The sequence below is a fragment of the Algoriphagus pacificus genome, assembly GCF_017254845.1.
GTDB classification, from domain to species: domain Bacteria; phylum Bacteroidota; class Bacteroidia; order Cytophagales; family Cyclobacteriaceae; genus Algoriphagus; species Algoriphagus pacificus.
In genome coordinates, this window is record NZ_JAFKCU010000001.1 from 1,310,563 (window position 1) to 1,323,191 (window position 12,629).

General features: G+C 39.3%; 15 protein-coding genes. 12 read left to right on the forward strand and 3 right to left on the reverse strand.

The window, feature by feature from the left end; genetic code table 11:
- The first annotated feature begins 190 nt into the window (after positions 1–190).
- The 3 genes from J0A69_RS05560 to J0A69_RS05570 are packed head-to-tail and all read left to right on the forward strand — an operon-like array spanning position 191 to position 2,793.
- Complete coding sequence (locus J0A69_RS05560; RefSeq protein WP_206585526.1) at positions 191–934, forward strand: hypothetical protein; 744 nt, start codon at positions 191–193, stop codon at positions 932–934.
- 52 nt (positions 935–986) lie between these two features.
- Entirely contained in the window at positions 987–2,021 is a 1,035-nt protein-coding gene (locus J0A69_RS05565; protein WP_206585527.1) for a sensor histidine kinase, read from the forward strand.
- Between the two features lie 55 nt (positions 2,022–2,076).
- Positions 2,077–2,793 carry a LytR/AlgR family response regulator transcription factor gene (locus J0A69_RS05570; RefSeq protein ID WP_206585528.1) on the forward strand — a complete coding sequence of 239 codons (717 nt, stop codon included), beginning with the start codon at positions 2,077–2,079 and terminating at the stop codon, positions 2,791–2,793.
- A gap of 24 nt (positions 2,794–2,817) precedes the next feature.
- Here J0A69_RS05570 and J0A69_RS05575 read toward each other — a convergent pair whose 3' ends face one another.
- Complete coding sequence (locus J0A69_RS05575) at positions 2,818–3,732, reverse strand: TolB family protein (RefSeq protein WP_206585529.1); 915 nt, start codon at positions 3,730–3,732, stop codon at positions 2,818–2,820.
- Between the two features lie 211 nt (positions 3,733–3,943).
- On the opposite strand from J0A69_RS05575, the gene J0A69_RS05580 reads away from it, so the two are divergent.
- Genes J0A69_RS05580 through J0A69_RS05590 form a run of 3 tightly spaced genes read left to right on the forward strand, consistent with a single transcriptional unit; the run spans position 3,944 to position 5,896 of the window.
- Complete coding sequence (locus tag J0A69_RS05580) at positions 3,944–4,381, forward strand: Rieske 2Fe-2S domain-containing protein (RefSeq protein ID WP_206585530.1); 438 nt, start codon at positions 3,944–3,946, stop codon at positions 4,379–4,381.
- 30 nt (positions 4,382–4,411) lie between these two features.
- Positions 4,412–5,332 carry a DUF5777 family beta-barrel protein gene (locus J0A69_RS05585; RefSeq protein ID WP_206585531.1) on the forward strand — a complete coding sequence of 307 codons (921 nt, stop codon included), beginning with the start codon at positions 4,412–4,414 and terminating at the stop codon, positions 5,330–5,332.
- 18 nt (positions 5,333–5,350) lie between these two features.
- Positions 5,351–5,896 carry a YceI family protein gene (locus J0A69_RS05590; protein WP_206585532.1) on the forward strand — a complete coding sequence of 182 codons (546 nt, stop codon included), beginning with the start codon at positions 5,351–5,353 and terminating at the stop codon, positions 5,894–5,896.
- A 13-nt stretch (positions 5,897–5,909) separates the two neighbouring features.
- Here J0A69_RS05590 and J0A69_RS05595 read toward each other — a convergent pair whose 3' ends face one another.
- Positions 5,910–6,887, reverse strand: a complete 978-nt coding sequence (locus J0A69_RS05595; RefSeq protein ID WP_206585533.1) for a GlxA family transcriptional regulator — start codon at positions 6,885–6,887, stop codon at positions 5,910–5,912.
- A 120-nt stretch (positions 6,888–7,007) separates the two neighbouring features.
- Between J0A69_RS05595 and J0A69_RS05600 the strand changes: the two genes are divergently transcribed.
- Genes J0A69_RS05600 through J0A69_RS05610 form a run of 3 tightly spaced genes read left to right on the forward strand, consistent with a single transcriptional unit; the run spans position 7,008 to position 8,747 of the window.
- A complete protein-coding gene (locus J0A69_RS05600) occupies positions 7,008–7,433 on the forward strand; it encodes an SRPBCC family protein (protein WP_206585534.1) in 426 nt (141 codons plus the stop codon).
- Positions 7,430–7,888 (forward strand): SRPBCC domain-containing protein, encoded by a 459-nt coding sequence (locus J0A69_RS05605; protein WP_206585535.1) that lies wholly within the window; start codon positions 7,430–7,432, stop codon positions 7,886–7,888. The genes J0A69_RS05600 and J0A69_RS05605 overlap by 4 nt, the downstream gene beginning before the upstream one ends.
- A 10-nt stretch (positions 7,889–7,898) precedes the next feature.
- On the forward strand, positions 7,899–8,747 hold the full coding sequence (locus J0A69_RS05610) for a VOC family protein (protein WP_206585536.1): 849 nt from the start codon (positions 7,899–7,901) through the stop codon (positions 8,745–8,747).
- Here J0A69_RS05610 and J0A69_RS05615 read toward each other — a convergent pair.
- Positions 8,744–9,145 (reverse strand): DoxX family protein, encoded by a 402-nt coding sequence (locus J0A69_RS05615; protein ID WP_206585537.1) that lies wholly within the window; start codon positions 9,143–9,145, stop codon positions 8,744–8,746. The two genes, J0A69_RS05610 and J0A69_RS05615, sit on opposite strands and share 4 nt — an antisense overlap.
- A 428-nt stretch (positions 9,146–9,573) precedes the next feature.
- Between J0A69_RS05615 and argB the strand changes: the two genes are divergently transcribed.
- The 3 genes from argB to argC are packed head-to-tail and all read left to right on the forward strand — an operon-like array spanning position 9,574 to position 12,629.
- Positions 9,574–10,386 carry an acetylglutamate kinase gene (argB, locus tag J0A69_RS05620; RefSeq protein ID WP_206585538.1) on the forward strand — a complete coding sequence of 271 codons (813 nt, stop codon included), beginning with the start codon at positions 9,574–9,576 and terminating at the stop codon, positions 10,384–10,386.
- 4 nt (positions 10,387–10,390) lie between these two features.
- Positions 10,391–11,584, forward strand: a complete 1,194-nt coding sequence (locus tag J0A69_RS05625) for an aspartate aminotransferase family protein (RefSeq protein WP_206585539.1) — start codon at positions 10,391–10,393, stop codon at positions 11,582–11,584.
- Between the two features lies 1 nt (position 11,585).
- Positions 11,586–12,629 (forward strand): N-acetyl-gamma-glutamyl-phosphate reductase, encoded by a 1,044-nt coding sequence (gene argC, locus J0A69_RS05630; RefSeq protein WP_206585540.1) that lies wholly within the window; start codon positions 11,586–11,588, stop codon positions 12,627–12,629.

Genomic DNA, 12,629 nt, shown 5'->3' on the forward strand with positions numbered 1-12,629 from the left:
TCTAGAAAAATGGGAAGGGTGAGATTACTTACATAACCAAACACCGTCTCCATTTTTTGTCTTTGAGGATTTGGTCTATTTCCATTTTTCATCCATCCATTTGAAATATTCCTTTACTCATTTGAATAAGGTGTTTTGAGAACTGAGCTTGATCTAGTTTTGATCATCAATTATTTAAAACACTAGACACATGAACAAGGAACTTATCTTTCTCAGAACATTCGCAGTAACTGCAGCAATTAGCTCTTCTTTTTTATTCTTCTCTTCATTTAAAGGATCAGGAAGTCAGCAGTTTGAAACCATAGATGTGCAAAGAATAAATGTGGTGGAAGCTGACGGAACCGTAAAAATGATCATCACGAATGCTGGACTTTTTCCAAATGGTGAGGATAAAATAAATGGGAACAACACCAACGCCGATCGAAAGAAAAGAGCAGGAATGCTTTTTTTCAATGAAGATGGGTTGGAATGTGGAGGATTCATCTATGATGGAGAGAAAAAGGAAAATGGGCATAGCTCAGGTCTATCCTTGACATTTGACCAATATGATGGAGATCAGGTTATGCAGTTGTTAACGACAGACTCCCAAAAAGGCGAGGATCGATATGTGAGTTCAAGTTTGGTCTTCAATGACAGACCGGCGAAAGAATCCCAGGAAAAAACACGTGAGATCATGCTGGAATTAAAGGAACTCAGAAAGACAGACCCTGAGGCGTTTAAAACAAAATACTCAGAATACCAAGAGCAGGAACTGCTTGGAGGAGCTCCTAGAATTATGTTGGGCAAATCAAGAAGTCAAAATAACGGGTTATTTTTGTTTGACGATAAAGGGATGCCAAGAGCTATGTTCTACATCGATAAGGACAATAATCCTAAGTTGGAGGCATATGATGAAAAAGGAAATGTGACTAGTACTTGGCCAGAACAGAAATAAATAAATCAAAGATTAAGGTGGGAGAATTCTTCCACCTTCTTTTATAAATCCTATGAAAAAGCTGCTGGAGCGATTACAACTTTCGTCAGAATTTTTACTCTTCATTGTATTTTTCTCCTATCTAGATTCTATTAAGTCTAGAATCGGTCCCGGGCAAGTGATCAATCTGTACACTTTCACTCCTGAATCGGTTATCACGGCAATTCCAAACATCTTAATTATTGTTTTGCTGCTCCGTTATAGCTTTTTGAAAATCCATGGAAATCAATTTCCGCTTCAGAAGGAAAAAGCTTTGCTAAGCTTCCTGATGGGATTATTAGGCTGGATATTGATAAGTGATGCCTTCTCACTTTTCATTGCTCTTGCTTTCGGGAATTTTGAGAGGAATTTTATAGGTGAGGTGGTTTTACTGTCAAATTTTACCCGTGTCCTGGATTTTATGATCTATGGTGGGTTCTATTTTGCCTTCTTATTATTCAGGAAATTTCAGGAGCATCAAAAAATCCTAGCAGATTACGATCAGGCAATGGCCGAATCCACGATCCATCAGCTGAAGCAGCAATTAAATCCTCATTTTTTGTTTAACAACCTCAATGTGCTAGATCAATTGATAGAGGAAAATCCAGCGATGGCATCAGAGTTCTTGCATAACTTTTCTGAGATTTACCGCTATGCCTTGGAGAATTCAGACACCTCTCTCGTTCCTTTAAAGGAAGAATTGGCCTTTTCTTTCAATTATTTTCGGTTGTTGTCCAGAAAATTTGGTGCGGGTTATAAACTTGAAGTGCCAAATGAAATCCCTGATTCCTGGATTCCTCCTTTAACCTTACAGGTTTTGATAGAAAATGCGGTTTTTCATAATCAAGGAAGCGAAAATGAACCCCTCATTATTTCCATTCAAGTCAATGAAAAAATTGAGGTAAGCAATAAATTAAAGCCATATAAGCATAAAAAGCATAGTGGAGGAAGAGGTTTGGAAAACCTAATAAAACAATACGGTCTGCTCAGTAAAGAACCTTTGGAAATACTTAAGAACCATGATTCATTTACTGTGGAATTACCCTTGATAAAAGAAAAAGTAATATGATTCGGGTAGTAATTATAGAGGATGAAGTGCCTTCAAGAAATAAGGTCAAGCGATTTTGGAAGGGCTAGAGGAATCCGTCGACGTAATTGCTGAGTTGGATTCGGTGGAATCAGGGATTTCCTTCTTTAAAAATTCACCCAAACTTGATCTATTGATTTCAGATATTGAATTACTGGATGGCAATGTTTTTCAGTTGTTTGAAGAAGTCGAAATTAATTGCCCAATTATTTTTACCACAGCCTATAACCAATTTTGGATGCAGGCTTTTGAGGGGAATGGGATTGAGTATTTACTGAAACCATTCAACCAAGAGCGGTTTATGAGCGCTTGGGCAAAGTTCAAAAGATTGTCATGGTCCCAAGAGGAACAATCCTCCATTTTGGAGAAATTGCAGCGGGTAATTGGGAATCAAGTTTTAGATAAACCTACTTTCAAAAGCAGGATATTGGTTCCAAACCACAAAGGAGCTTATTTTTTGTCATTGGATGATGTCAGCTTTTTCTTGGCAGAAAACTCATTGGTTTGGGCAGTGGATCAATTTTCGAAAAAGCATTTACTCAAAGAGTCTACTTTGAGGGAATTGGAAGAGCAATTAAGCCAGGATAAATTCTTTCGAATCAGCCGGAGTCATTTGGTTCATAGTAAATTTGTTTTGGGACTGGAACGATACTCCAAAAACTCAGTTGCAATCAAAGTGCAAGGAGAAAATAATTTATTGGTATGTAGCCAAAGTGCCACCCCTGATTTTATTAAGTGGATATCAGAATCTTAATTTGAATTTTGAGGGCTTTGGAATTTACATATCCTTCAACGCATATCGCACATAAGCAAAGTGGGTTCCTTCAGGATTCCAAGAAGGCACATTGATAGTGCCTTGTCCTCCATAAAACTCTTCAGTAAGATCCTTGATTTTCATAGTTTCCAAATCAAGCAGTCTGAGTTTTACCTGCCTGCCAAATGGATGCCCTTCTTTTTGATCTTCGATGTAAGTAATGATTGTTGCCACCTTATTGTTTGGTGAAATATGGGCAAACCAGTTGGAGTGATTGTCAAAAGTCATTTGTTCTGGATCGGAACCATCAGGTTTCATTCTCCAGATTTGCATCATTCCAGATCTTGAGGAATTGAAATAAATATACTTGCCATCTGGAGAGTATTCAGGGCCATCATCCAGGCTTGACTCTGAAGTCAATCGGATTTCTTCACCACCTTCAGTACTGATCTTATATACATCAAAATTATTATTTCTCTGCGCACAGTATACGATGTCTTTTCCATCAGGAGAAACTCCATGCCAATAGGATGGCGTGAGTTCGGTGATCAATTCGGGTGTTCCGCCATCAGCATCTACCTTATAGATATAAGAGCCGCCCCGTACATCAGGTTTTCCGCTGGATATAAAAAGGGTTTTCCCATCAAAAGTATATCCATGGTCGTTATTTGCTTTTTGGATTTCTCCAGTATTCAAAGTCCCTAGGTTTTTCCCGTCTAAGCCGATTTTCTCCAGTTTTCCTGCGCTGTTTATTAAGAGGAAAGTACCATCCGGCGACCAGTTCGGAGCTTCAAAATGGCGGTCCTCTTTCATTACTAAAGTGGATTCACCTGTTTCTAGCGTATAAATGTAAAGTGAACTTACCACCTGCTTTCCTTCAGGGACTTGTGCTAACAAAGTATGACTTAGAAATAGAAGTATTAAGGTTATTCTTTTCACGGGGAATTGATTTAGGGTTTATTCTTTGAAAACTTAATTTACAATATTCTATTTTGGTATCTCTGGAAGTTGTGATTAAAACTTCTACAGGGTCACAAACTGATTTTCTTTTTTATACGTAAATGGATTTTAAGGAAATCTTAATAATTGTCGAAGCATTGCCTAAACTTAGATTTCCCACCTTTCCCTCTCAAACCAATTTATTTTAGTGATGGAAGATAAAATTTCACGTAATGAATTCTTGAAATCTCTTGGATTCAAAGGAGCTTCTTTGTTAGCCATTTATTGTGGCGCGTCAACATTAACTTCTTGTATAAACGAAGCGGGAGACCCTTCTGGGAATGTCGGGCTCGATTTCACTTTGGATTTAACTGATCCAGCCAATTCCAAATTGAATTCAGTTGGCAACTATCTTATCGTAAATAAGGTAGTAATCGCTAGGGTTTCTGCTGATCAATTTGCCGCTGTTACTCAAATTTGTTCACATGAAAATAAATCGAAGGTGATTTATCAGGGTACAGGTTTCTACTGTACAGAGCATGGAGCAAAATATACTATTGAAGGAGTCGGGTTGAATTCAGAAGGAAAAAAAGGCATCAAAGCATACAATACGCAACTGACTGGTACTACACTCCGGATTTTTGCTTAATTTCTAAACAGAACCTTTTTCTTATAAACCATGCTGAAAAAAATATTCCTGAGCTTTGTGTTTGCACTGCTGGTGTCATCGGCTTTTGCACAAGATGATCTGCTGAATATGCTCAATGAAGACCTATCCAAAGAAACGGTCTATACACAAGCAACATTCAAAGCGTCCCGATTGATCAATGGACAAACGATAGAGACCCTCTCTAAAAAGCATCTTAATTTTTGGATTTCCCATCGCTTTGGCTCAGTCAATAGTGGCTTCCTTTCCAATTTCTTTGGTTTGGATGAGGCTAGAATTCGGCTGGGATTAGAATACGGTCTTACTGATGAGTGGCTTATCGGCGTGGGAAGAAGCTCGGAGGAAAAAACCTATGACTTCTATACGAAATATAAACTGCTCAAACAGTCTAATCTCTTCCCTTTTACTTTGTCTGCCTTTGGTAGTTTGGCTTTGAACACGATGCCAACTGGGTATGTGATGAATTCAGGAAGTGAAATGAAATTTTTCAACAACAAAGAAAGACTGACCTATACCACCCAAGCATTGATAGCCAGAAAGTTCAGTGATAAATTTTCATTTCAATTAATGCCCACTTTCATCCATATAAACAAAGTTGAAAACAACCTGTTTGACAATAATCTCTTCTCTTTGGGAATGGGAGGTCGGTATAAAATCAGTTCCAGAGTTACTTTCTCCATGGAATATTACTACAATTTTGTGGATAGAGATACCTATCAATTGGAAACAGGTGTTCCATATCCTTACCATAATTCACTTTCTATGGGATTTGATATTGATACTGGTGGTCACGTGTTCCAATTGCACTTTACCAATGCAAGAGGGATGATCGAAAGACATTTTATTGCGTTGAATACAGGTACATGGGAAAACGCAGACATATTCTATGGCTTTAATATCTCACGGACATTCAGCTTTGATAGAGGTCGGTGAGCCTAACAAATGACCAAAATGAAAAAAATCAATCTAGTACTAGTCCTCAGTTGTTTTGTTAGCTTTTTGGCTTCCGGACAAACCTTATTTTCAACCAGCACAGGACAAGTATCCTTTTATTCTGATGCGCCTTTGGAAGATATCGAGGCGGTCAATAAAGCCGCTGCTGGAATCATTAATGGTGATAATAATGAAATAGCCGTTCAGATGCGGATCACGGATTTTGAGTTTCCGAACAAATTGATGCAGGAGCATTTCAATGAAAACTACTTGGAGAGCGAAAAGTATCCAACTGCGGTTTTCAAAGGTAAAATCAAAGAAGCCATCGATGTCAAAGCTGCAGGAACTTATGCAGCCACTGCGGTGGGAACCATGACCATTCATGGAGTGACTAAATCTGTGAATATTCCTGGTACAATAGTCTCCAATGGAAATCAATTGAAGCTGGATTTTAAATTTCCGGTCAAGTTGGAAGACTACAAAGTGGATATACCAACCATCGTTTTCAATAAAATCGCAGAAGTGGTGGAAGTGACTGGGTCGATGACCTTAGTGAAAAAATAAAGAATAAGCTGCTTCAGTTTTGAGGCAGCTTATTGTATTTATTTCGGTATTCTAGCGGGGTAAGTCCTGTTATTTTTTTGAAAGTTGTCCGGAAAGCTTTGGTATCTGAATAGCCAACATCAAACATCACCTCCGAAATATTCTTCATAGTCGATTCAAAACTTCTTTTCGCAGCCTCGATTTTCACCCGCTGAATATATTCCAGCACAGAATTATTCGTGACTCGTTTAAATCTCCTTTCGAAGCTTCGTCTGCCCACTGCTACCTTATCTGCCAGCGTATCAACAGAGATTTTATCTTCAATCATTTCCTCAATCAGTTCTTGAGCTTTCTTGATAGCTTCATCTTGATGAGCTTTTTGTCCCGAAAAAATCGCGAAAGCAGATTGGCTATTCCTATCAATGTCAATCGCAAAATATTTTGATAAAGTGATTGCAGTATCTCTATCTGTATATTTTTCAACCAGATGTAAAAGTAGATTCCAATAGGAATTTGCACCTCCGCTGGAATAGATGCCTGATTCCTCTGTGACTATACTGCCATCCTGTACATCTACTTCAGGATACATTTCCCGAAATAAATCCGTAAATCCCCAATGAGTAGATACTTTTTTTCCGTCTAGCAATCCAGTTGCCCCCAGAAAAAAGGCTCCTAGGCACAAAGAGGCAATTTCCGTCCCTTGATGATATTGTTCTGTCATCCAAGGTAAAAACTCTTTATTGGACTCAATCGCAGTAGGGATGTCACCAAACAATGGAGGGATGATGATCAAATCTGCTTTTTCTGTCTCTTCTAAAAGTAAATCTGGTGTAACGGCAAAGTTTGGCCCAAATGGGAATACCTGATTTTTCAAGCCCAAAAGCTTGACATCAAAAGCTGCCTCCTTGCCAGCTTGTAATTGAAATTGATTAATCGTGGCAAAGCAGTACTGCGTCCCTGCAATCACTTGAAGCACAGAGTTCTCAAGAGCCAGAATATAGATTTTCTTCATCCTTAAAAATAAAAATACCTGTCGTAATTCACCCCATTATTGTCTAATTTGTACATCACTTTTATTATTTAAGGAACCTAAATTTGAATTATTAATTAGTCAACCATTTAATTAAAAGCTATGATGACTACAGAAAAAACTAAAATCACTGTTCAAGTAGTAGTAAATACCACGATGAAGAAAGCCTGGGATAGCTGGAATAATCCTAAGCACATTGTCAATTGGTGCTTTGCAAGTCCGGATTGGCACTGCCCTAAATCAGAGAATGATTTGCAGCCAGGAGGAAATTTTGTTTCAAGGATGGAAGCAAAGGATGGGAGCTTCGGATTTGATTTCGGGGGAGTTTATCAGGAGGTAGAAAATCAGAAATTTATCTCTTACATAATGGATGATGGCAGAGGAGTAAGCATAGAATTTTCAGAGACTGCCGATGGGATTCTGGTTAAGGAAACATTCGAAGCGGAAGCCACAAATCCTGTAGAAATGCAACGTACTGGCTGGCAAGCTATCATGGATAATTATAAAACTTATACTGAATCCTTATGAGCAGATTTGACAGATTACATTTTGATATTCTAATAGATGCACCAGCAGAAAAAGTTTATAAGCTGATGCTGGATAAGCCCACCTATGAGGTTTGGACGACAATATTTTCCCCAACTTCTACCTTTGAAGGTAGCTGGGATGAGGGAAGTAAAATCTTGTTTGTGGGTGAGGGAGAAAATGGAGAAAAAGGTGGAATGGTGAGTAGAATTGAGGTTAATAAGCCTGCTGAATATGTAAGCATTGAGCACTTGGGTGAATTCAAAAACGGAAAAGAAATCTTGGATACGCCTGAAGTTCAGCTTTGGGCTGGGGCGCATGAAAACTACATTTTCGAAGCCAAAGGAAACCAGACTTTATTGAAAATTGAGTTGGATTCCAATAAAGAGTATGAAGAGTACTTTGCAGGGATGTGGCCAAAAGCTTTGGTTAAATTGAAGGAAATTTGCGAAAAATAAACTCTTCCACATGCATGAGTTAATTTATCCCTGCTTTTGGTTTGATGGAAAAGCAAAGGAAGCAGCAACATTTTATTGTCAGGTTTTCTCAGATTCAAGGATTTTGGAGGAAAACCCGATGGTTGTGACTTTTCTTTCTGCAGGTCAAAAATTCATGTGTTTGAATGGAGGACCTAAGTTTACAATTACTCCGTCGGTTTCAATTTACACCATCCTATCAGAGGAAGAAATTCATAAGACTTGGGATTTGTTGATTCAAGGCGGGGAAGCAATGATGCCACTGGACACCTATCCATGGAGTAAAAAATATGGATGGGTGAAAGACCGTTTCGGTGTCACTTGGCAACTAACTGTGGATAAGCCTGCCCACTCAGATCAAAAGTTTATTCCTTGCCTGATGTTTTCCGAAAATAACTTTGGAAAAGCAGAAGAAGCTATTCAGCATTACATTTCCATATTTGATAAATCTGAGCTGGTTTTTGCGGCAAAATATGGCGAAGAAAGTGCTGGACAGGAAGGAAAAGTCATGCATGCCCAATTTTTCCTTCATGGGATGCTATTTGCGGCCATGGATAGCTCAATAGTCCATGGATTCAATTTCAATGAAGGTTTATCTTTTGTTGTGAGTTGTAAAACCCAAAAGGAAATCGATTTTTACTGGGAGCAATTATCAGCTGGCGGATCTACAAATAGATGTGGCTGGTTGAAAGATAAATATGGGCTTTCTTGGCAAATTGTGCCAGCTCAACTGGGAAAACTCGTATCAGATCCGAAAAAGGGAAAAGCTGTTATCGAAGCATTTATGCAAATGACCAAGTTTGATATTGCTGACTTAGAAGCGGCAGGTGATAAGTCTTAGAAAAGGCTTCTTTTTTTATTCTTGAACCCATCAATGGAATACTTTCCGGCTCCCATAATCAGGATTGCTACGAAAAGCACAAAGAACAACAAGGGCTTTTCCTTGGTGCCAAAAGGATCCGCACGATGCGCATAGAAAGCAGCAGTCAGCATGGTAATCAGCAAAGGAACTGTGGCAAGGCGGGTTTTAAAACCAACCAAGATTAAAATACTGCAGACCACTTCTGCAAAAATTGCCAGAACCAAAGATATTTCCGGACCCAATCCAAATGGGTCTGAAAACCTAATCGGACCATCACCAAACAGACGGTTGATCTTTGGGATTCCGTGGGTCAACATCATTCCGCTAGTGGCGAGCCGAATGAATAACTTTCCTATGTTTTTGAGTGCTGGTTCCATTTTGATTTAATTTTCAGACTTAAATTAAAGGAAGTCAAGGATAATTGAAATTAGATTTATAGCAGCTGCCTTATTTTTTAATAGTCGGCAAGGAAGTATTTACTAGTAGCGCTCCAAGCAAATTATTTTTGGAACATTTTGGGTCATTGTCTGACAGGCTGTCACCCCTTTCAACCAAATTTTTTATTGAAATTTGGCCTATTATATTTTTCTATAGCACTATTCCAATAATAAAAATGCTTTTGACAAATATCCTATTTCGGTACGATGCTTGTTTTAATTAGGCGGGTTTTATCTTTTAAAACCGCATGTTTCAGGTATTCATCTTTAAAAAGCAATCGAATTAAAGTCTGATTTGGAGCCATTTTCAACAATCCATAAGGGAGAACTGAAATGGGAAAAATCAATTTATTATAAAAAAAACAAAAATGTCAAGCCAAAGAATTCTCATCAAATATGGTGGGAATGCGATGATTCATCCTCAACTGCAACAAGAGATTGCAGCTGAAATTTTTAAACTTCAACAGGCCGGTTTTGAAGTAATAATGGTACACGGAGGTGGTCCATTTATCAATAAAGCCCTCGAAAAAGCCGCCATCAAATCTCAATTTATAGATGGGCTGAGAGTAACCGAAAAAGTTGCTTTTGCAGAAATCCAAAAAGCCCTGATCGGAGAAGTCAATGCTGATTTGATTTCCACTTTAAATCAAAATAATATCCAAGCTGTGGGACTATCTGGCAAAGATGCCGGGATGGTTACCGCAAAAAAATACATGCACCATTCTGCCAATGGTGAACTGACAGATTTAGGATTGGTGGGTGAAATCGTGGAAATCAATGAGGATCTGATCCAACTGCTTTGTGCCAATGGCTATGTGCCGGTGGTGGCATGTATAGCAGACGGAGATGATGGAGAATCCTACAATATCAATGCAGATACCTTCGCGGGAAAGCTTGCTGCGGCCTTGAAAGTGGATCAAATGATCGTTTTGACGGATGTGGATGGACTTTTTCTGAATTATCCAGATCCCGAATCTATCATCCACGAACTTGATGAAGAGGCTGTCGACAAACATTTGGGTAGTACCATCCAAGGAGGTATGATTCCTAAAATCAATGCCTGTGTTTTGGCTTTAAAAGAAGGTGTGAAAAAGGCCATTATTCTCAATGGTACCAAGCCGGAGCAAATTGCAAATTATGCAGTTCACCATCAACGAATTGGAACAACCTTAACTCTTTAAGACTATGAACAATCTAGATTTATATCACAAGGACAAAGAAAATTATCTCCCAACCTTTAACCGCTTTCCTTTGGCTTTCATCAAGGGAAAAGGTAGCAGACTTTGGGATGCCAATGGTAAAGAATATATTGACTTACTGGCGGGAATTGCGGTGACCAGTGTAGGGCATTGCCACCCGACAGTAGTTTCTGCGATCCAGAAACAAGCTGCAGAGCTGATGCATATCTCCAATTTTTTCGTCAGCCCACAACAAGTTGCTTTAAGTGAGTTGCTTGTTAAAATTTCGGGATTGGATCGCGTGTTTTTAACAAACTCTGGAGCTGAATCTGTGGAGGGAGCCATCAAAATCGCCAGAAGATATGCGCATAAAAATGGACAAGGTGGGAAAATAATTTCCATGCAAAACTCATTTCATGGCAGAACTCTCGCGACCATCGCCACAGGACAAGAAAAATATCAACAGGGCTTTGCGCCGATTCCAACCGGTTTTCAGCAAGTTCCATTCAATGATATCAAGGCTGTCAAAGCAGCTATAGATAAAGATACTGCCGCAGTTATTTTGGAACCTATTCAGGGCGAAGGAGGAATTATTCCTGCAGAAAAAGCCTATTTGGAAGAATTGAGAAAAGTCTGCGACCTAAAGGGAGTCTTATTGATTTTTGATGAAATCCAATGTGGAATTGGAAGAACAGGGAAGTGGTTTGCAAAAGATCATTTTGGAGTTCAACCAGATATCATGACCCTTGCAAAAGGACTCGGTGGAGGAGCTGCGATTGGAGCAGTCTTGTGTAATGAAAAAGTTGCCAGCGCAATAGAATTTGGTGACCACGGAACCACCTTCGGTGGAAATCCACTGGCAGCAGCTTCTGCCATTGCAACTATTGAAGTGATGTCGGAGGAGAAGTTATGCGCTAGAGCGGTAGAAACTGGAGAATGGCTTCGAGAGAAACTGACTGAGCTCATCGAAAAACACGAAGAACTGGAATCGATCAGAGGGATGGGTCTGATGCTTGGAGTGAAATTAAGTTCCCCAGGTGCACCACTTGTCAAGCAATTGTTGGAAGAAGGAATTGTCGCAAATGTGACTGCAGGGAATATTTTAAGGTTAGTCCCTGCCTTGAACATCAGCAAAGGAGAACTGAATATTTTCCTTGAGAAACTGGATGCAGTCTTGACCGAATCTAAAGCCCTAGCCTAAAATGAGTAATACAAAATTAAAAGTTGCGATAGTAGGCGCATCAGGATTTACCGGTTCTGAATTGGCACGATTGCTATTAAATCACCCCACTGTTGAGATTTCGATGATAACTTCTGAGTCTCATGTGGGTAAACCATTTTCTGACCTTCATCCGCAGTTTTTTGACCGGCTGGATATCCCGCTTGCTAGTGCAGAGGAAGTTTCAAAGCAGAGTTTGGACGTGATTTTCCTGGCTTTACCGCATGGAGTTTCAATGGATTTTGTCTCCAAATGGAAAGATTCAGGAGCAAAAATCATAGATCTTTCCGGTGATTTTAGACTTTCTTCAAAGGAGGTTTACGAAGAATGGTATCAAAAGAAGCATACCTATCCAGAAGGATTTGAATCTGCTGTTTATGGATTACCTGAGCTTTTCGCAGAGAAAATAAAAAGTGCAAAGCTGATTGCCAATCCAGGTTGCTATCCAACTGCATCGATTTTGAGCTTAGCACCTTTGTTTGCAAAAAAGCTTATCCAAGAGGATTCTGTGGTGATAGATGCCAAATCAGGTTTGACCGGCGCAGGAATCAAAGCAAATGCGACGACTCATTTTTCCAATGTGAATGAGAATTTCAAAGCCTACGGAATCGCTGGTCACAGACATACCATTGAGATTGAAGAGCAATTGGGAAGCTTAGCTGGATCAGAAGCCATAGTTCAATTTACCCCTCATTTACTACCAGTTGATAGAGGGATTTTGGTGACTGCTTATGCAAAAGTCAAAGGAGCTATGGATCAAGATTCTCTTACCAAGATTTACAGAGAGTTTTACCAAGACAAGCCTTTTGTGAGGCTTCGAAATCAAGCGCCTGGAATAAAAGATGTCAGAGGCAGTCATTATTGTGACGTGTTTCCCGTCTGGGATCAGCGCACCAAGCGGGTGATTGTCATCTCCGCCATAGATAATTTATTAAAAGGAGCTGCCAGCCAGGCAGTTCATAATATGAACTTAATGTTTGATTTGCCTGAATCTGAAGGCTTAACTCAAATCCCACTAAAACCTTAA